This is a genomic window from Serratia sp. HRI (assembly GCF_010119335.3).
Lineage (GTDB): Bacteria > Pseudomonadota > Gammaproteobacteria > Enterobacterales > Enterobacteriaceae > Serratia > Serratia nevei.
Genome location: NZ_CP083690.1, coordinates 2,958,209 through 2,978,664 on the forward strand (window position 1 = coordinate 2,958,209; position 20,456 = coordinate 2,978,664).

Below are 20,456 nucleotides of genomic sequence, written 5' to 3' on the forward strand. Positions count from 1 at the left end.
TTTTGCTAAAATGACTGCCCATTCACGGTTAGTCAGTTCATTGATAATGAAGAAAAAACGGCCGGTACTCCAGGATGTGGCGGACAAGGTGGGCGTGACCAAGATGACGGTGAGCCGTTATCTGCGCAATCCCGACCAGGTTTCTGCCGCCCTGCAGCAAAAAATCGCCGTCGCGCTGGATGAGCTGGGCTACATCCCCAACCGCGCGCCGGACATCCTCTCCAACGCCACCAGCCGGGCGATTGGCGTGCTGTTGCCGTCGCTGACCAACCAGGTGTTCGCCGAAGTGCTGCGCGGCATCGAAAGCGTCACTGACGCGCACAACTACCAGACCATGCTGGCGCACTATGGCTACCTGCCGGAGCGTGAAGAAGAGCGTTTGACCTCGCTGCTTTCTTACAATATCGACGGCCTGATCCTGTCTGAGCGCCATCACACGCCGCGCACCCTGAAAATGATCGAGGTGGCGGGCATTCCGGTGGTGGAGCTGATGGACTGCGTCTCGCCGTGCATCGATCTGGCGGTGGGCTTCAACAACTTCGAGGCGGCGCGCCAGATGACGCAGCAAATCATCGCGCACGGCCACCGTCACGTGGTCTACTTCGGCGCCCGTCAGGATGAACGTACCATCATCAAACAACAGGGGTATGAGCAGGCGATGCGTGAATCCGGCCTGGAGCCGTACAGCATCATGACCGCGCGGTCTTCCTCCTATTCCGCCGGCGGCGAGCTGCTGCGCCAGGCGCAGCGCGATTATCCGCAGATCGACAGTATCTTCTGCACCAACGATGACCTGGCGATCGGCGCGGCCTTCGAGTGCCAGCGGCAGGGGCTGTCGATCCCGCAGGACATGGCGATCGCCGGTTTCCACGGCCATGATATCGGTCAGGTGATGGTGCCTAAGCTGGCCAGCGTGCTGACGCCGCGCGAACGCATGGGGCAGATCGGTGCCGAGCGCCTGCTGGCCCGGCTGCGCGGCGAAACGGTGTGCCCGCGCATGGTGGACGTCGGTTTCACCGTGATCCCCGGCGGCAGTATCTGAGCCATTTTAACGTTCTGTTTTAACACCCTTTCTTTTTGCAGCGCGCCCTGAGGCGCGCGGGTTATCCCGCCTGTAAGCCCGCCGCTCGTTGCCGGCATAAGTTTGATCTCTGTCCCAGAACGCGAATTTTAGCCGCTTACCCGGTTCCGGCGCTCATGTTGTTACCGGTATCATGATACCGGTAACAACGAGCGTGCGGTCATCTTGCTGCAAGACTGAACCTCTGAATCAACAACACCTACAGCTCTTCTTAAACACCGGGAAAGAGCCTAAAAATAAAACAACCGCACGCTTTACGCCTATCGTAAAGAGAGTCGCGATAAAAGGTTGGAGAAAAATTATGCCATTAGTGATTGTTGCAGGCGGCGTAGCGCTGCTGCTGCTGCTGATGATCCGCTTCAAGCTGAACGGCTTTATCTCTCTGGTGCTGGTTGCTCTGGCGGTCGGGATCGCACAGGGTATGCCGGTCGATAAGGTCATCGGCTCCATCAAGGCCGGCGTGGGCGGCACGTTGGGCAGCCTGGCGCTGATCATGGGCTTCGGCGCCATGCTCGGCAAACTGCTGGCGGACTGCGGCGGCGCACAGCGCATCGCCACCACGCTGATCGACAAGTTCGGCAGAAAACATATTCAATGGGCGGTGGTGCTGACCGGCTTCACCGTCGGCTTCGCGCTGTTCTACGAAGTGGGCTTCGTGCTGCTGCTGCCGCTGGTGTTCACCATCGCCGCCTCCGCGCGCATCCCGCTGCTGTACGTCGGCGTGCCGATGGCCGCCGCGCTGTCGGTGACCCACGGCTTCCTGCCGCCGCACCCAGGCCCGACGGCCATCGCCACCATCTTCCATGCCGACATGGGTAAAACCCTGTTGTACGGCACGCTGCTGGCGATCCCGACGGTGATCCTGGCTGGCCCGGTTTATGCCCGCTTCCTGAAAGGCATCGACAAGCCGGTGCCGGAAGGCCTGTACAACCCGAAAACCTTTACCGAAGCAGAGATGCCGAGCTTTGGCGTCAGCGTCGCCACGTCGCTGGTGCCGGTGATCCTGATGGCGCTGCGCGCGGTGGCTGAAATGGTGTTGCCGAAGGGCCACAGCCTGCTGCGCTTCGCCGAGTTCTTCGGCGACCCGGTGATGGCGACCCTGATCGCCGTGCTGATCGCTATCTTCACCTTCGGCCTGAACCGCGGCCGCACCATGGATGAAGTGATGGGCACCATCACCGACTCGATTAAAATCATCGCCATGATGCTGTTGATCATCGGCGGCGGCGGCGCCTTCAAACAGGTGCTGGTGGACAGCGGCGTCGAGCAGTACATCGCCGGCCTGATGGAAGGCAGCAACGTTTCGCCGATCCTGATGGCTTGGTCGATCGCCGCCGCGCTGCGTCTGGCGCTGGGTTCCGCCACCGTGGCGGCAATCACCGCCGGCGGCATCGTCGCCCCGCTGATCGCCACCACCGGCGTCAGCCCTGAGCTGATGGTGATTGCGGTCGGTTCCGGCAGCGTTATCTTCTCGCACGTTAACGATCCGGGCTTCTGGCTGTTCAAGGAGTACTTCAACCTGAGCATCATGGAAACCATCAAATCCTGGTCGGTGTTGGAAACCATCATCTCGGTGTGCGGCCTGGTAGGCTGCCTGCTGCTGGCGACGGTCGTATAATCGTTATCCGACGCCCTGCGGGGCGTCGGCGTTCCAGAGTATCTTTATCAGTTGGGACGCATTTGGCGCGATCGCGCCAGTTCCCATAAGGGCATGACACAATGAGTAATCCGCAGAATCACGTATTTATCCTGATGGGGGTGTCCGGCAGCGGTAAATCCGCCGTGGCCAGCGCCGTCGCCCGGGAAGCCGATGCCGCCATGCTGGACGGCGATTACCTGCACCCGCGCGCTAACATCAACAAAATGGCCGCCGGGCATGCGCTGGACGACAACGATCGCGCTCCGTGGCTGGCTGCGCTCAACGACGCCATCTTCGCCATGCAACGCACCAATCCGGTGTCGCTGCTGGTGTGTTCGGCGCTGAAAAAAAGCTATCGTGACCGCCTGCGCGAAGGCAATCGCAACCTGCATTTTCTCTACCTGAAAGGGGACAAGACGGTGATTGAGGAGCGCCTGAAACAGCGCAAAGGCCACTTCTTCAAACCGCAGATGCTGGTTTCGCAGTTCGCCACGCTGGAAGAGCCGGGCGAGCAGGAGCCGGATGTGCAGGCGATCGACATCAACCAGCCGCTGGACGGCGTGGTCGCCGACACGCTCGCCTGCATCAACCGTATCACCGCCCGCTAAGCGCGGGCCGTCGTCGGCGCCGTCAGGCGCCTACAGCTTCATGTAAGCCCGCACGCCGTCCAGGAACATCTGGGTCGACAGCATCACCAGAATCAGCCCCATCAACCGCTCCAGCGCGCTGACGCCTTTGCTGCCCAGCAGGCGCAGGAACAGATTCGACATCAGCAAAATGGCCGCGGAGAGGCCCCAGGCGATCAGCAGCGCCGCCACCAGATGGGGCAGCTGGTGCGGATACTGGTGCGACAGCAGCATCAGCGCCGCCAGAATCGACGGCCCGGCCACCAGCGGGATCGCCAGCGGCACCAGGAAGGGTTCTTCGCCGGCGGACAGGCCCGAACTGTTGCCCTCCTGAGACGGGAAAATCATCTTGATGGCGATCAGAAACAGAATGATGCCGCCGGAAATGGAGACGGTTTCGGTACGCAGGTTGAGGAACGCCAGAATTTTCTCGCCGGCGAACAGGAAAATCAGCATCAGCAGCAGGGCGATCAGCAGCTCGCGGATCAGCACCACCCGGCGCCTGCGCGGTTCCAGGTGCTTGAGCACCGACATGAAAATCGGCAGATTGCCCAGCGGGTCCATAATTAAAAACAGCAATACCGTAGCGGAAATCATCTCTGTCATGGTGACCTCGTGATCGGGAAAACGCCTCGGCCTTTCCGGCCGCGTCCTTGCCTATACCCTATGGATTTCAAATTGCAGCTAGGCGCCCAGCGATCGCATCCCCAGGAGCTTACTCAAGTAAGTGACTGGGGTATGACAAATCTGCCGGGAGCAGATTTGAACGCTGCTCGCAGCGGCCCCTTGGGGCGTGGCCCACGGATGGGCCACGTAACTACGTGCAGGTAACAACGCTGCAGTTTGAAAGACGACGGGTATATAAGAAGGATTGCTGAGAAATCCCCAGCCATCGAATAAATTCACTTTGCGCCCGCGCCGACATTTTGTAAGGTGAAGAGATATTGCACACAACTCGTTATCACCTACATAGCCCTTATCCGGGCGGGAAACAGATATTATGAAAAACGTTGGTTTCATCGGTTGGCGCGGAATGGTCGGCTCGGTTCTCATGCAACGCATGACGGAAGAGCGCGATTTCGACGCCATTCGCCCGGTCTTTTTCTCTACCTCGCAGCACGGTTCTGCCGCGCCGGCCTTCGGCGGCCAGCAGGGCACGCTGCAGGATGCGTATGACATCGACGCGCTGAGCGCGCTCGATATCATTATTACCTGTCAGGGCGGCGATTATACCAACGAAGTGTATCCTAAGCTGCGCGCCAGCGGTTGGCAGGGTTATTGGATCGACGCGGCCTCTTCGCTGCGCATGCAGGACGATGCCATCATCATCCTGGATCCGGTCAACCACGCGGTGATTCAGCAGGGCCTGGACAAAGGTATCAAAACCTTCGTCGGCGGCAACTGCACCGTCAGCCTGATGCTGATGTCGCTCGGCGGTCTGTTCGCCAACGATCTGGTGGAGTGGGCGTCGGTCGCCACCTACCAGGCGGCCTCCGGCGGCGGCGCGCGCCACATGCGCGAACTGCTGACCCAAATGGGCATGTTGCACGCCGACGTGGCGAAGGAGCTGCAGGACCCGGCCTCCGCCATTCTGGATATCGAGCGCAAGGTGACCGAGGCCACCCGCAGCGGCAAACTGCCGACCGATAACTTCGGCGTGCCGCTGGCCGGCAGCCTGATCCCGTGGATCGACAAGCAGCTCGACAACGGCCAGAGCCGTGAAGAGTGGAAGGGTCAGGCGGAAACCAACAAGATTCTGAACACCGGCAGCGTGATCCCGGTCGATGGTCTGTGCGTGCGCGTTGGCGCGCTGCGCTGCCACAGCCAGGCGTTCACCCTGAAGCTGAAAAAAGACGTGTCGCTGCCGGAAATCGAGCAGATGCTGGCGACGCACAATGACTGGGTGCGCGTGATCCCGAACGACCGTGAGCTGACCATGCGCGAACTGACGCCGGCGGCGGTGACCGGTACGCTGAATACGCCGGTCGGCCGTCTGCGCAAGCTGAATATGGGGCCGGAATACCTGTCGGCGTTCACCGTGGGCGACCAGCTGCTGTGGGGCGCGGCCGAGCCGCTGCGCCGCATGCTGCGTATCCTGTTGTAAACCCCACTCGCCAGTTCATCTGTAGTATTTCAAAGCCCGCTTATTGCGGGCTTTTTCATATGAGTTGGGTCATGTCGGTATTGTCTGAGTGTGGTTACAAGTTAACCTGTGCTGTGGTATTTATAAACGCATTGTCTACATAGTGCAGGTATAGGGATATGATCTCCAACGAAGGATTGCAGGTTGCGCTTTCACCCGTGCAGCTAGCGGCCGTGATATCGGATAGCACGGTCACAGAAGGGGAAACCTGGAGTAATCGGCTCATGGGGGCTGGGTTTGGCGGGGGGAGTCGTCGAACTTCTTGGGGCTGGGGTTATGTGCTATGCACCTGACCCAACATTGTTAACCAAAGTGGGATGCGTGGTCGTAGGCACTCACAGCATGGATAGCATAAAAACCGCTTAAAATCAGATCATTACCGGTCGATCATTTACGACAGATACTTACAAGTCGGCGGTTTTGCTGGCTCAGATGTTGGGGGCCGACGAGGATACGGCCTACAACGTCGGTTTAACGGTAGATATTGCCGTTCCGCTGGTGTTTGCAAGCGCTTTAGGCGTTGCGCGCGTGGCTGCCTTCGGGTGGGGCAACTAAAATTGCTTGAGCACGAGTCTATAGCCGGTGCCAAAGGAGGCGGGCACACCATTGCTAAGCATGTCGCTAAAAGCTCAGAGGAATTGTTGGAGCGCTTGGCAAAGAGCCCTGGTTTACAATCAGCCTCGGCGTTTACAGATTTACGTACTGCTGAATACGCAATTAGTCGGGCGTTGTGAGTGAATCACTCGCTTATTAAGCACTAGTCGCAACAGCCTGCTTCGGCCAACGTGCTTGAACTCACGTATCAGGCGGGTAAAGCGGTTGGTTTTGGCTACAGGCAAGGAGGCGCAATTCAATTAACGTCCAACAGTGTGCGAGTTGTCTTGCTAAAGAAGATTTACAACGGTAAGCCATATTACATTTTAACCGCTTACCCCATTATCAGATAAGGGACCCTATGGGCTTTTCAGTCGCTAATCTCGGTACACTTGTGCGTGTTTTTTTTGGGCAAGATTATGATTTATTTGGAGAGTCTGTAGAAGAGATCCTGGCCTCTTATCGGGAGACGGAAAATACCGCGACAGTGAGAAAAACCGTCGATGAAGCACGAGCGTTGCTGGCGCAATATCCTGGGGAACAACAGCTTGAACTTGCTGTTGCTGAACTTGCTGATGGGGAGTTTGCACCAGCGCCATGGGGATACACAGCGCGATCGTTTCTTGAGAAGGTGATCTCTGCTTTGGAATAGGCGATACCTGCTGCTTCTGTACTTTGTTGTAAACCCGCACTTCCTGGGGGCTGGCTGATTTCAGCCCCCTAAAGCCTCATTTTCCGCTTTTTTGTTCGCCGCGCACCGCGCCGGGCAACGTCACCGCAAGCCTCGTTTCACCGGGCTCCACCCCGCATATCTCCTCGTCGGCCGCCGCATGCAGAAGCCGCCGGGCTGGCAGTTTTCTTAATGAAGAATTTTCCTGAGCAATGCTGAGCAGTTTTTAACAGACATTGGCTATGCTTAAGGCATGGGCGAACAATTTTTCACCATGACTGAAATATTTCAAAAAATAAGCATAAAGAGCGAAATTCAGGTCGGCAGAGTAAAGATTGGTCAATAACCGACCGCAATCACGCTTTAGAGTCCGAATGCATTGCATGATGACCAAAACGGCCAAGGAATAACCAACAAGCCGTGCTTAGATCATGCTGTTAATCTAAGGAAGAAGACTATGCCTGTACTTTCCGATCGTGACGTGATTGATCAGATCATCTCCGGCCATTACGCCGATCCCTTTGCTCTGCTTGGCATGCATGCGACCGATAACGGTCTGCAGGTGCGTGCGCTGCTGCCGGACGCCACCGAGGTTTGGCTGATTGAGCAGCAAACCGGCCGGCGGTTGGCGCAGCTGAACTGCGACGACCCGCGCGGCTTCTTCAGCGCCGTGGTGCCGCGGCGCAAAAATCCTTTCCGCTATCAGCTGCAGGTCAGCTGGCGCGATCACCAACAGACTGTCGACGATCCCTACCGGTTCGGCCCGCTGTTGCAGGACATCGACAGCTGGCTGCTGGCCGAGGGCACGCACCTGCGCCCCTATGAACGCCTGGGGGCTCACCTCGCCACGCTGGATGGCGTCGACGGCGTCAGCTTTGCCGTTTGGGCGCCTAACGCCCAGCGCGTCTCGGTGGTGGGGGAGTTCAACTTCTGGGACGGCCGCCGCCATCCGATGCGTCTGCGGCGTGAAAACGGCATCTGGGAGCTGTTCCTGCCCGGCGTGCGGGCCGGCCAGCTGTACAAATATGAAATCGTCGATTGCTACGGCAATACCCAGCTGAAAGCCGATCCTTACGCCTTCGAGGCGCAGATGCGCCCGGACACCGCCTCGCTGGTGGCGCCGCTGCCGGAGGTGGTGCCGTCGACGCAGGCGCGCCGCCGCGCCAACGATTTTGACCAGCCGATCGCCATCTACGAGGTGCATCTCGGCTCATGGCGTCGCCACACCGACAACCACTTCTGGCTCAGCTACGGCGAGCTGGCGGTGCAGCTTATCGACTATGTGAAGGACATGGGATTCACCCATATCGAGCTGCTGCCGATCAACGAGCACCCGTTCGACGGCAGCTGGGGCTATCAGCCGCTGGGGCTGTATGCGCCGACCCGGCGCTTCGGCACGCCGGCCGATTTCAGGGCGTTCGTGGCGGCGGCGCATGAGGCGGGCATCAACGTGATCCTCGACTGGGTGCCGGGGCACTTCCCCAGCGACGCCTACGGCCTGGCGAACTTCGACGGCACGGCGCTGTACGAATACGCCGATCCGCGCGAGGGCTACCATCAGGACTGGAATACGCTGATTTACAACTACGGTCGCCACGAGGTGCGCAACTACCTGGCGGGCAACGCGCTGTATTGGCTGGAGCGCTTCGGCATCGACGCGCTGCGGGTGGATGCGGTGGCGTCGATGATCTATCGCGACTACAGCCGCGCCGACGGCGAATGGGTGCCGAATTACTACGGCGGCAACGAGAATCTGGAGGCCATCGCCTTCCTGCGTTACACCAACCAGACTATCGGCCAGGCGCAGCCGGGCGCGGTGACGTTGGCGGAGGAGTCCACCGACTACCCCGGTGTCACCCTGCCGCCGGACGCCAACGGTCTGGGGTTCCACTACAAATGGAACCTCGGCTGGATGCACGACACGCTCAATTACATGAAGTGCGATCCGGTGCACCGCAAGTATCACCACAACCAGATGACCTTCGGCATGCTGTACGCCTATACCGAGAACTTCGTGTTGCCTATCTCGCACGATGAAGTGGTGCACGGCAAAAAATCGGTCCTCGACCGTATGCCGGGCGACGCCTGGCAGAAATTCGCCAACCTGCGCGCCTATTACGGCTTTATGTGGGCGCATCCGGGCAAGAAGCTGCTGTTTATGGGCTGCGAATTCGCACAGGGGCGCGAGTGGAATTTCGATACCAGCCTCGACTGGCATTTATTGGAAGGGCTGGATAACTGGCATAACGGCGTGCAGCGACTGGTACGCGATCTAAACCACTGCTACCGGCAGCAGGCGCCGCTGTACGAGCGCGACTACCGCCCGGACGGCTTCGAGTGGCTGGTGGTCGACGATCACGACAACTCGGTGTTCGCGTTCGCGCGCTACGATTCGCAGGGCAATGAGCTGATCGCCATCAGCAACTTTACCCCGGTGCCGCGCTACCGCTACCGCATCGGCCTCTCCCGCGCCGGCGACTATCACGAGATCCTCAATACCGATTCGCACCACTATCACGGCAGCAACGCCGGCAATCAGGGGCGGGTCTCTTCCGAAGCGGTCGGCAGCCACGGCCGCGACTTTTCCATCTGCGTGACGCTGCCGCCGCTGGCGACCATTTATCTGCTGCGGGAGGCACCATGACGGAGCTGACGGCCGGCCGCGCCGCGCCGCTGGGCGCGCATTACGACGGCGAAGGCATCAACTTTACCCTGTACTCGGCGCATGCCGAGCGGGTGGAGCTGTGCCTGTTCGACGGCCAGCAGCGTGAGGTGCGCCTGCCGCTGCCGGCGCGCAGCGGCGATATCTGGCATGGCTATTTGCCGGGCGGCAAGCCGGGACAACGTTACGGTTACCGGGTCTACGGCCCGTTCGACCCGGCGAACGGACAGCGGTTCAACCCCAACAAGCTGGCGCTCGATCCGGCCGCGCGCGCGGTGGAAGGGCCGGTGGCGGACCACCCGCACCTGCACGGCGGTTACGATCGGCCGGATCCGCACGACAGCGCCGAGCTGATGCCGAAATGCGTGGTGGTGGACCAATGCTACGACTGGCAGGACGATCGCCCGCCCGCCATGCCCTGGGGGCAAACGGTGATTTACGAAGCGCACGTACGCGGCCTGACGCTGCTGCACCCGAAGCTTCCGCCGGCGCTGCGCGGCAGCTTCGCCGCGCTGGGGCACCCGGTGATGATCGCCCACTTCAAACGCCTCGGCATCACCGCGCTGGAACTGCTGCCGGTGCAGCAACATACCTCCGAACCGCGTCTGCAGCGGCTGGGGCTGATCAACTACTGGGGCTATAACGTGCTGGCGCCCTATGCGCCGGACAACCGCTACGCCAGCCTGAGCACCGACGGCACGCCGCTGAACGAATTTCGCGATGCGGTCAAGGCGCTGCACCAAGCCGGCATCGAGGTGATCCTCGACGTGGTGTTCAACCACAGCGCCGAGCTGGATATGGACGGGCCGATGCTGTCGCTGAGCGGCATCGACAACCAGAGCTACTACTGGCTGACGCCGGAAGGGGACTACGTCAACGACACCGGCTGCGGCAATACCCTGCGGCTCGATCAGCCGCAGGGCGTGGCCTGGGTGATGGACTGCCTGCATTTTTGGGTGCGGGAGTGCCATGTCGACGGCTTCCGCTTCGATCTGGGCAGCGTGCTCGGCCGCACGCCGGGATTCGATCGCGATGCGCCGCTGTTCCAGGCGATGCTGGCGGACGATGTGCTGTCGCGCTGCAAGCTGATTGCCGAACCCTGGGACGTTGGCCCCGGCGGCTATCAGGTGGGGGCGTTTCCCGGCCGCTTCGCCGAATGGAACGACCATTACCGCGACGACATGCGTCGTTTCTGGCTGCAGAGCGGCGTGTCGCTCGGCCAGTTCGCCCGGCGTTTTGCCGCCTCCAGCGATGTGTACAACCAGCGCGGGCGAGCGCCTTACGCCACCGTCAACATGCTGACCGCCCATGACGGTTTTACCCTGCAGGACGTGGTCAGCTTCAACGAGAAACACAATCAGCCGAACGGCGAAGGCAACCGCGACGGCAGCGATCGCAATTTCAGCAACAACCACGGCGTGGAAGGCCTGGTCGCCGACGACGCCATTGTGCAACGCCGCAGGGCCAGCCAGCGGGCGATGCTTGCCACGCTGTTGCTGTCCCAGGGAACGCCGATGCTGCTGGCCGGCGATGAACAGGGACACAGCCAGCAGGGGAACAACAACGCCTATTGCCAGGACAACGCCACCACCTGGCTCGACTGGTCCACGGCGGATGACGCGCTGACCGATTACGTCGCGGCGCTGATCGCGCTGCGCCGTCGGATCCCCGCGTTGCAACAGGACCGCTGGTGGCAGCAGGACGACGGCAGCGTGCAGTGGCTGAACGCACAAGGGCAGGTGCTCGACGCGCAGCAGTGGGAGCAAGGCGATCTGTTCATGCAGATCCTGTTGTCGCAGCGCTGGCTGCTGCTGGTCAACGCCACGCCGCAAACGGTGGAGATGAGGTTGCCGGAAGGCGATTGGCAGGTTGTCGCTCCGTTCACTCAGGAAGACTCACGGGCGGTGTTACCCGCCTGGCACCAGGACGCGCGCTCGCTTTGCGTTCTGGTACGGAAATAATAAAAGGAGTCCGCTATGGTTAGGTTTGAAAATAAAGACCCCCTGATGTTGGCGCGCCAGCTGCCGATTAAATCCGTAGCGCTGATCCTGGCCGGCGGCCGCGGCTCGCGCCTGAAAGATTTGACCTCCACCCGCGCCAAGCCCGCCGTCCACTTTGGCGGCAAATTCCGCATCATCGATTTCGCCCTGTCGAACTGCCTGAACTCCGGCATCCGCCGCATCGGCGTGATCACCCAATACCAGTCGCACACGCTGGTGCAGCACATTCAGCGCGGCTGGTCGTTCCTCAACGAAGAGATGAACGAGTTCGTCGACCTGCTGCCGGCCCAGCAGCGCCTCAGCACCGAACATTGGTACAAAGGCACCGCCGACGCGGTCTACCAGAACCTGGACATCATCCGCCGCTATGAGGCCGAATACGTGGTGATCCTGGCGGGCGACCATATCTACAAGATGGATTATTCGCGCATGCTGATCGACCACGTCGAGAAGGGGGCCCAGTGCACCGTGGCCTGCCTGCCGGTGCCGCGCAGCGAAGCCGGCGAATTCGGCGTGATGAAGGTGGATGAAAGCGACCGCATCATCGAGTTCCTGGAGAAACCCGCCGATCCGCCGGCGATGCCGGGCAACCCGGATATGTCGCTGGCCAGCATGGGCATCTATATTTTTAATGCCGCCTACCTGTTCCAGCTATTGGAAGAGGATATGTCGACCCCCGGCTCCAGCCACGATTTCGGCAAGGATCTGATCCCGAAAATCACCGCGCAACAGGCGGCGTGGGCGCATCCGTTTACCTTGTCCTGCGTGACTTCCAACCCCGATCTGCCGCCGTACTGGCGCGACGTAGGCACGCTGGACGCCTACTGGCGCGCCAACCTCGATCTGGCGTCGGTGACGCCGGAGCTGGACATGTACGACCGCGCCTGGCCGATCCGCACCCACATGGAGCCGCTGCCGCCGGCCAAGTTCGTGCAGGATCGCTCCGGCAGCCACGGCATGACCATGAACTCGCTGGTGTCCGGCGGTTGCATCGTGTCCGGGTCGGTGGTGGTGCATTCGGTGCTGTTCCCGCGCGTGCGAGTGAACTCGTTCTGCACCATCGACTCTACCGTATTGTTGCCGGACGTGAACGTCGGCCGTTCCTGCCGCCTGCGGCGCTGCATCATCGACCGCGCCTGCCACATTCCGGAGGGCATGGTGATCGGGGAAAACGCCGATGAGGACAGCAAGCGCTTTTATCGCTCGGAAGGCGGCATCGTGCTGGTGACGCGCGAAATGTTGTCAAAATTGTGAGTTAACGTGGGCGGCAGAACGATAGCCTGCCGCCTGATGAACGGTTCGATGGCTTGCGCAACGCGGCACGCATAACAGCGGCAAGCCTGCTTTATTTATTTCTTATCCAGAGGCCTTTGGCCGACTTTCAGGAGTGATAATGCAGGTCTTACACGTATGTTCTGAAATGTTCCCCCTGCTGAAAACGGGCGGACTCGCAGACGTGGTTGGCGCGTTGCCGGCGGCGCAAATCGCCGAAGGCGCCGATGTTCGGGTGCTATTGCCCGCTTTCCCTGACGTACGCAACGGCATTCCGGACACCGTGCTGGTGGCGGAAATCGACTCGTTCGCCGGCCGGGTCGGCCTGCGTTACGGCACCTACCATGGCGTGGGCATCTATCTCATCGATGCCCCCTGGCTGTATGACCGGCCGGGTAGCCCGTACCACGATCAATCCATGTATGCCTACCCCGATAACCATCGCCGCTTTGCGCTGCTGGGCTGGATGGCCTGCGAGCTGGCCAAGGGGCTGGATCGCTACTGGCGACCGCAGCTGGTGCACGCTCACGACTGGCACGCCGGCCTGACCTGCGCCTATCTGGCCGCCAACGGCCACCCGGCGCGCTCGGTATTCACGGTGCACAACCTGGCCTATCAGGGGCTGTTCTCTGCCCATCACGTGACCGAGCTGTGGCTGCCGGCGTCGTTTTACGACGTTTATGGCCTGGAGTTCTACGGCCAGATGTCGTTCCTCAAGGCCGGGCTGTTTTATGCCGACCACGTGACCGCCGTCAGCCCGACCTATGCGCGCGAGATCACCCGGCCGGAGTTCGGCTATGGCATGGAGGGGCTGCTGCAGGAACGGCAGCGGCAGGGCAGGCTGAGCGGCATCCTCAACGGGGTGGACGACAAGATTTGGGATCCGGCCCACGACCCGCGGCTGAGTATCCGCTACGACGCCGACGATCTGAAAAGCAAGGTCAAAAACAAGCTGCATCTGCAAAAGGCCATGGGGCTGAAGGTGGACGAATCGCTGCCGGTGTTCGCAGTAGTGAGCCGTTTGACCAGCCAAAAAGGTCTGGACCTGGTGCTGCAGGCATTGCCTGAACTGCTGGCGCAGGGCGGGCAGCTGGCGCTGCTGGGCGCCGGCGACGCGGTGCTGCAACAGGCGTTTCTGGCCGCCGCCGCCGACTATCCCGAGCAGGTTGGGGTGCAGATCGGCTATCACGAATCCTTCTCCCACCGCATCATCGGCGGCGCCGACGTGATTCTGGTGCCGAGCCGCTTCGAGCCCTGCGGCCTGACGCAGCTCTACGGCCTGAAATACGGCACGCTGCCGCTGGTGCGCCGCACCGGCGGGCTGGCAGACACGGTGGTGGACTGCGCGCTGGAAAATCTGGCCGACGGCACCGCCAGCGGCTTCGTGTTCGACGATTGCGATGCCGTCGCGCTGGGCAACGCCATCCGCCGCGCCATGGTGCTGTGGAGCCGGCCGAAACACTGGCGCCACGTTCAGCGCCACGCCATGAGCGTGGACTTCGGCTGGCCGGTGGCGGCGAAAGAGTATCTGTCGCTTTATCAACGTTTGTAGCCCGCGTTTCGCGTCGTGGGTTGACGCGCGGCGGGCAGCCGTTTGGGTTGATTGTCGGGGCGCGGCGTACCGCGTCCATGTTCAGCGGGGCCAGCTATTCCGCGGCGAATGGCTGGGCTCCCTAAAAGGGATCAAAAAGCCATGACTTCACCGTTTAGTTACACCTCACCTACGGTCAGTGTGGAAGCGCTGAAACACTCCATCGCCTATAAGCTGATGTTTATCGTCGGCAAGGATCCGGCCATCGCCAACCGGCACGACTGGCTGAACGCCGTGCTGTTCGCGGTGCGCGATCGCATGGTTGAACGCTGGCTGCGCTCCAACCGCGCCCAGCTGTCGCAGGACGTACGGCAGGTGTATTACCTGTCGATGGAGTTCCTGATCGGCCGCACCCTGTCGAACGCGCTGCTGTCGATGGGCATCTATCAGGACATCGACAACGCGCTGAACGAAATGGGGTTGAGCCTGGGTGAACTGCTGGAAGAAGAGAACGACCCAGGCCTCGGCAACGGCGGTCTGGGGCGCCTGGCGGCCTGCTTCCTCGATTCGCTGGCGACGCTGGCGCTGCCGGGGCGCGGCTACGGCATTCGCTACGAGTACGGCATGTTCAAGCAGAACATCGTCAACGGCCAGCAGATGGAGTCGCCGGACTATTGGCTGGAGTACGGCAATCCGTGGGAGTTTCCGCGCCACAACACCCGCTACAAGGTGCGCTTCGGCGGCCGCGTGCAGCAGGAGGGCGCCAAGGCACGCTGGCTGGAGACCGAAGAGATCGTGGCCATCGCCTACGATCAGGTGATCCCCGGTTTCGACACCGACGCCACCAACACCCTGCGGCTGTGGAGCGCGCAGGCCAGTAACGAGATCAACCTCGGCAAATTCAACCAGGGCGATTATTTCGCCGCAGTGGAGGATAAAAACCACTCGGAGAACGTGTCGCGCGTGCTGTATCCGGACGACTCGACCTCCTCCGGGCGCGAGCTGCGGCTGCGGCAGGAGTATTTCCTGGTGTCGGCCACGGTGCAGGACATCCTCAACCGCCATTGGCTGATGCACAAAACCTTCGACAACCTGGCGGACAAGATCGCCATTCACCTCAACGACACTCACCCGGTGCTGTCGATTCCCGAACTGATGCACCGGCTGATCGACGAGCACAAATTCAAGTGGCTCGACGCCTGGGAAGTGGTGGAGCAGGTGTTTTCCTACACCAACCACACGCTGATGAGCGAGGCGCTGGAAACCTGGCCGCTGGACATGATAGGGCGCATCTTGCCGCGCCATCTGCAGCTGATTTTCGAAATCAACGATCACTTCCTCAAGATGGTGCAGGAAGTGGCGCCGGGCGACAACGACCTGCTGGCGCGGGTCTCGATCATCGATGAAACCAACGGCCGCCGGGTGCGCATGGCGTGGCTGGCAGTGGTGGCCAGCCACAAGGTCAACGGCGTTTCCGCCCTGCATTCCGAGCTGATGGTGCAGTCGCTGTTCGCCGACTTCGCCCGGCTGTTCCCCAATCGTTTCTGCAACAAAACCAACGGGGTGACGCCGCGCCGTTGGCTGGCGCTGGCCAACCCGCCGCTGGCGGCGGTGCTGGACGACTGCATTGGGCAAACCTGGCGCACCGATCTCAGCCAGCTGAGCGAGATCAAGGACAACGTCGATTACCCGAGTTTCCTGCAGGCAGTGCAACGCGCCAAGCGGCAGAACAAGGAGCGGCTGGCGCTGTACATCGCCAAAACGCTCAACGTGGTGGTCAACCCGGATGCGCTGTTCGACGTGCAGATCAAGCGCATCCACGAGTACAAACGGCAGCTGCTCAACGTGTTGCACGTCATCACGCTGTATAACCGCCTGCTGGACGATCCGGAGATCGAGCGCGTGCCGCGGGTGGTGATCTTCGCCGGCAAGGCGGCCTCGGCCTACTATGCCGCCAAGCAGATCATCCGCTTGATCAACGACGTGGCCAAAGTGATCAACAACGATCCGCGCGTGCATACCCAGCTGAAGGTGGTGTTCATTCCGAACTACGGCGTCAGCCTGGCGCAGATCATTATCCCGGCGGCGGATCTGTCGGAACAGATCTCGCTGGCGGGCACCGAAGCCTCAGGCACCAGCAACATGAAGTTTGCGCTGAACGGCGCGCTGACCATCGGTACGCTGGACGGCGCCAACGTCGAGATGCGCGAGCACGTGGGGGAGGAGAACATCTTTATCTTCGGCAATACCGCCGAACAGGTGGAGGAACTGCGCCGCAACGGTTACAACCCGCATCAATACTACGAGCAGGATCCCGAGCTGCACCAGGCGCTGACGCAGATCGCCACCGGCGTCTTCAGCCCGGACGAACCGAAGCGCTACAGCAACCTGTTCGACTCGTTGGTGAACCTGGGGGATCACTACCAGCTGCTGGCAGATTACCGCAGCTACGTGGATACGCAGGACAAGGTGGACGAGGTGTATCTCAATCAGGACGAGTGGACGCGGCGCGCGGTGCTGAATATTGCCAACATGGGCTACTTCTCCTCCGATCGCACCATTCAGGAATACGCGGACGAAATCTGGCACATTCAGCCGGTGAAGCTGTAAGACGGAAGAGAAAGCGCAAAGAAAAGGGCCGGATAACCGGCCCTTTTTTCGTTACGCTGCGGCTCAGGAAGCCAGAGACAGCGCTTTCGTTTTCGCGTGTTCCGCCAGCCAGGCTTTCACCCGCGCCTGCTGCGCTTCGTCCAGCCACATGCCCAGCTTGGTGCGGCGCCAGATGGCGTCGTCCAGCTCTACGACCCACTCTTTGTCGGTCAGGTAGCGCAGTTCGGCTTCATACAGACCGTGGCCGAAATCTTCGCCCAGATCGCCGAGGCCGTTGGCACCGGCCAGGATCAGCTCGCTCTGGCTGCCGTAGGTGCGGGCATAGCGGCGCGCCAGGGCTTCCGGCAGCCAGCCGTGCGCACGGCGCAGTTTGGCTGCGTAGCCGTCGCGATCGCCGCCGATGTCACCGCCTGGCAGCGTGGCGTTTTTGGTCCACGCCGGGCCGCAGCCTGGGTAGTAGTGGGCCAGTTTTTCCATCGCGTGCTCGGCCAGCTTGCGGTAGGTGGTCAGCTTGCCGCCGAAGACCGACAGCAGCGGTGCCTTGCCTTGCTCGTCGTGCACGTCCAGCGTGTAATCGCGGGTGATCGCCTGCGGCGAATCGGATTCGTCGTCGCACAGCGGACGCACGCCGGAGTATGTCCAGACGATGTCGTCTCGGCCCAGCTGCTTCTTGAAGTGATCGTTGTACACTTTCAGCAGATAAGCGATTTCGTTCTCGTCGATCTTCACGTCCTTCGGATCGCCTTTGTACTCCACGTCGGTGGTGCCGATGATGGAGAACTCGTCATTCCACGGGATCACGAACACGATGCGGTGGTCTTCGTTCTGCAGAATGTAAGACTGCGGCTGATCGTGCACGCGCGGCACCACGATGTGGCTGCCTTTGATCAGGCGGATGCCGTAAGGCGATTTCAGCTTCAGGCCGTCGTCGAAGAAGTTTTTCACCCACGGGCCGGTGGCGTTCACCAGGCCTTTGGCGCGCCAGGTGAAGGTTTTGCCGCTGTCGATATCGACCGCTTCCACCATCCACAGGCCGTTTTCACGCCATGCGCGGGTCACTTTGGTGCGGGTGCGCACTTCGCCGCCGCGTTTTTCGACTTCCTGCGCGTTCAGCACCACCAGGCGAGCATCGTCGACCCAGCAGTCGGAATATTCGAAACCGCGCTTCAGTTCAGGCTTCAGCACCGATTCTGGTCCAAAGCGCAAGCCCTTGCTGCCCGGCAGGCTGGTGCGTTTGCCCAGGTGATCGTACAGGAACAGGCCGATACGGATCATCCAGGCCGGACGCAGGTGCGGCTGGTGCGGCAGGCGGAAACGCATCGGGAACGCGATGTGCGGCGCCAGCTTCAGCAGCACTTCACGCTCGGCCAGCGCTTCGCTCACCAGACGGAATTCGTAGTGTTCCAGGTAGCGCAGGCCACCGTGGATCAGTTTGGAACTGGCGGAAGACGTAGCACAGGCCAAGTCTTGCGCTTCCAGTAGCAGTACCGACAGCCCGCGCCCGGCAGCATCCGCCGCGATGCCGGCACCGTTGATGCCGCCACCGATAACGATCAAGTCTTTGGTTTCCACGTCATCTTCCTCCAGATGTTCGAAATAGCTCTTTCGTGTTCGTTTTCGCTCATGATTGTAATCAAAAACCAACAAGCAAGCCAAGACTTAACCAAACAAAAACATTTAGGCGTGATAGAGGTAACAGTTTGGTGATGATAGTCACATAAATGATATGGATATGGCGCGAGCGCGCAAACGGCTGTCGATGAAGAGGGGCGGGGGGGTAGGAAACGGGGCGGCGGCGCGCCCCGCAGGTTAACAGCGGATCAGCACAGCTCCAGCTGCACGTCGTACTGCTCGATGATTTTCATCACGCTCGGCGGCGGTAACTGGTCGGTAAACAGGTAGTCGATCAGATTCATGTTGCCCAGGTTGACCATGGCGTTGCGGCCGAATTTGGAGTGGTCGGTGACCAGCATCACGCAGCGGGAATTTTCGATAATCGCGCGTTTGGTGCGCACTTCGTGATAGTCGAATTCGAGCAGCGAGCCGTCCATATCGATGCCGCTGATGCCGAGAATGCCGTAATCGAGGCGGAATTGAGAGATGAAGTCCAGGGTGGCTTCGCCCATGATGCCGCCGTCGCGGGTGCGCACTTCGCCGCCGGCCAGGATCAGACGGAAGTCTTCCTTGGCGGTCAGCAGGGTGGCGACGTTGAGGTTGTTGGTGACCACGCGCAGGTTCTTGTGGTTCATCAGCGCATGGGCCACCGCTTCCGGCGTGGTGCCGATATCGATGAACAGCGTGGCGCCGTCCGGGATCTGGCTGGCGACGCGCTGCGCGATGCGGGCTTTCTCTTCCGACCACATCACCTTGCGATCGTTATAAGCAGCGTTGACCGAGCTGGAAGGCAGCGCCGCGCCGCCGTGGTGACGCTGGATCTTGTTCTGGTCGGCCAGGTCATTCAAATCGCGGCGAATCGTTTGCGGGCTGACGTCAAAATGTTCCACCAGCTCTTCCGTGCTGACGTAACCCTGCAGGCGCACCAGCTCGATAATTGCGTCATGACGCTGTGTTTGCTTCACGATAATCCCCTAAAACGCCCGCTATGCCCGCTGGGCACAGCTCCCGGCTGTTATTGTTCGTTGTGTGCGCGATGACGCGTATCCCAAAATGCCATCAATAACCCTAACACTAAACCGGCTACGTGTGCCGCGTTGGCGATCGACATTCCTAAAATATCGAAATATCCGGCCACCAACCACAGCACCGAGAACACCATCAGCCCGCGCGGCAGCATCAGGCCGCGCTCCGGCGCCCGTTCACCCGTCAGCCACACATAGCCCATCAGCGCATAGACCACGCCCGACAGCCCGCCGAACAGCGCGCCGCTGAACAGCGATTGCGCCCAGCCGCTGAAGAAGGCCGACACCACCGCCAGCACGAACAGCTTGCCGGCGCCGAGGCGTTTTTCCATCTGGCCGCCGAGATACCACCACCACATCAGGTTAAACAGGATATGCAGCAGGGAGAAATGCAGGAACGCATGGCTGACCCAGCGCCACAGCTGCGTGTATTGGCTGCTGTCCTGCGGCCAGGAGAGCCAGTACATCACGGTGTCGTCGCCCAGCGCCTGCATCAGGATGTAGACCGCGATGCACAGTACCATCACGCCGAGCGTCAGCGGCCCGGCCTTGCTGCGCAGGGTGTGCAGGTAGGATTCGCTCTGATAGTGCAGGCCGGCGTCGGTATGGCCGGTCTGCCAGCTGGCGGCCTGATAACGGCGGTTGAGCGGATCGACCAGAAACTGCTGCAGCTCGTGTTGCACCTGTTCGAGGTGGCCGTCGTCGGCCAGCCAGATTTCCGCCGCCTCGCCGCTGTTGCGCAGCTCAAGCCGGATGCCCTGGGTCGCCATATAGTCGACAAAGGCCAGCGCCAGGCGCGGGTTGGATATGGCGATTACTCTAACCATTGCTCTTCCGTCGTAAGTGAATGATTTTGGCCGCGGCTTGCTCGTCGGCGACCCTGACGGCCGATTATAACGTCGAAATCCTGAGCGCTGGCAAACGGATCTGCGAAAAACCCGCGAAAACGCGCATAAAAATGAAGGGGAAGCCCGCCGATGCGCGGCGGG

The 20,456-nt window shown here is 60.8% G+C and carries 14 protein-coding genes and 1 pseudogene; 11 read left to right on the forward strand and 4 right to left on the reverse strand.

Annotated elements, in window-relative coordinates:
* Positions 1–46 precede the first annotated feature (46 nt).
* The 3 genes from gntR (at position 47) to gntK (ending at position 3,328) form a co-directional block, all read left to right on the forward strand.
* Entirely contained in the window at positions 47–1,042 is a 996-nt protein-coding gene (gntR, locus tag GF111_RS14185; RefSeq protein WP_004930833.1) for a gluconate operon transcriptional repressor GntR, read from the forward strand.
* A gap of 340 nt (positions 1,043–1,382) precedes the next feature.
* A complete protein-coding gene (gntT, locus tag GF111_RS14190; RefSeq protein ID WP_033636339.1) occupies positions 1,383–2,699 on the forward strand; it encodes a gluconate transporter in 1,317 nt (438 codons plus the stop codon).
* Positions 2,700–2,800: 101 nt separating this feature from the next.
* Positions 2,801–3,328, forward strand: coding sequence for a gluconokinase (gntK, locus tag GF111_RS14195; RefSeq protein ID WP_033649350.1), 528 nt, complete (start codon positions 2,801–2,803; stop codon positions 3,326–3,328).
* Between the two features lie 30 nt (positions 3,329–3,358).
* On the opposite strand, the gene GF111_RS14200 is transcribed toward gntK, so the two are convergent.
* Positions 3,359–3,952: a YhgN family NAAT transporter gene (locus GF111_RS14200; protein WP_025159894.1), complete on the reverse strand. Its 594-nt coding sequence runs from the start codon at positions 3,950–3,952 to the stop codon at positions 3,359–3,361.
* Positions 3,953–4,346: 394 nt separating this feature from the next.
* Here GF111_RS14200 and asd point away from each other — a divergent pair, with 394 nt between their 5' ends.
* The 8 genes and pseudogenes from asd (at position 4,347) to glgP (ending at position 16,828) form a co-directional block, all read left to right on the forward strand.
* Positions 4,347–5,450 (forward strand): aspartate-semialdehyde dehydrogenase, encoded by a 1,104-nt coding sequence (gene asd, locus GF111_RS14205; protein WP_016930397.1) that lies wholly within the window; start codon positions 4,347–4,349, stop codon positions 5,448–5,450.
* 581 nt (positions 5,451–6,031) lie between these two features.
* Positions 6,032–6,436 (forward strand): annotated as a pseudogene (locus GF111_RS26750) (RNase A-like domain-containing protein).
* A gap of 8 nt (positions 6,437–6,444) precedes the next feature.
* Positions 6,445–6,735 (forward strand): contact-dependent growth inhibition system immunity protein, encoded by a 291-nt coding sequence (locus GF111_RS14215; protein ID WP_047729668.1) that lies wholly within the window; start codon positions 6,445–6,447, stop codon positions 6,733–6,735.
* Between the two features lie 475 nt (positions 6,736–7,210).
* The gene (gene glgB, locus GF111_RS14220) at positions 7,211–9,397 is read left to right on the forward strand and encodes a 1,4-alpha-glucan branching enzyme (RefSeq protein WP_038873590.1); all 2,187 of its coding nucleotides are present in this window, start codon (positions 7,211–7,213) and stop codon (positions 9,395–9,397) included.
* A complete protein-coding gene (glgX, locus tag GF111_RS14225) occupies positions 9,394–11,376 on the forward strand; it encodes a glycogen debranching protein GlgX (RefSeq protein WP_147190876.1) in 1,983 nt (660 codons plus the stop codon). The genes glgB and glgX overlap by 4 nt, the downstream gene beginning before the upstream one ends.
* Before the next feature lie 15 nt (positions 11,377–11,391).
* A complete protein-coding gene (glgC, locus tag GF111_RS14230) occupies positions 11,392–12,669 on the forward strand; it encodes a glucose-1-phosphate adenylyltransferase (RefSeq protein ID WP_004930810.1) in 1,278 nt (425 codons plus the stop codon).
* Between the two features lie 139 nt (positions 12,670–12,808).
* Positions 12,809–14,239, forward strand: coding sequence for a glycogen synthase GlgA (glgA, locus tag GF111_RS14235; RefSeq protein WP_147190878.1), 1,431 nt, complete (start codon positions 12,809–12,811; stop codon positions 14,237–14,239).
* 141 nt (positions 14,240–14,380) lie between these two features.
* Entirely contained in the window at positions 14,381–16,828 is a 2,448-nt protein-coding gene (gene glgP / locus GF111_RS14240) for a glycogen phosphorylase (protein WP_038881512.1), read from the forward strand.
* Positions 16,829–16,891: 63 nt separating this feature from the next.
* Here the strand turns inward: glgP and glpD are convergent, their stop codons facing one another.
* The 3 genes from glpD to glpG all read right to left on the reverse strand — a co-directional run bounded on the left by glpD (position 16,892) and on the right by glpG (position 20,294).
* Positions 16,892–18,400 carry a glycerol-3-phosphate dehydrogenase gene (glpD, locus tag GF111_RS14245; RefSeq protein ID WP_038878209.1) on the reverse strand — a complete coding sequence of 503 codons (1,509 nt, stop codon included), beginning with the start codon at positions 18,398–18,400 and terminating at the stop codon, positions 16,892–16,894.
* Positions 18,401–18,648: 248 nt separating this feature from the next.
* Positions 18,649–19,407: a DeoR/GlpR family transcriptional regulator gene (locus tag GF111_RS14250; protein WP_004930797.1), complete on the reverse strand. Its 759-nt coding sequence runs from the start codon at positions 19,405–19,407 to the stop codon at positions 18,649–18,651.
* Between the two features lie 50 nt (positions 19,408–19,457).
* Positions 19,458–20,294: a rhomboid family intramembrane serine protease GlpG gene (gene glpG, locus GF111_RS14255; RefSeq protein WP_038878206.1), complete on the reverse strand. Its 837-nt coding sequence runs from the start codon at positions 20,292–20,294 to the stop codon at positions 19,458–19,460.
* Between the last annotated feature and the right edge of the window lie 162 nt (positions 20,295–20,456).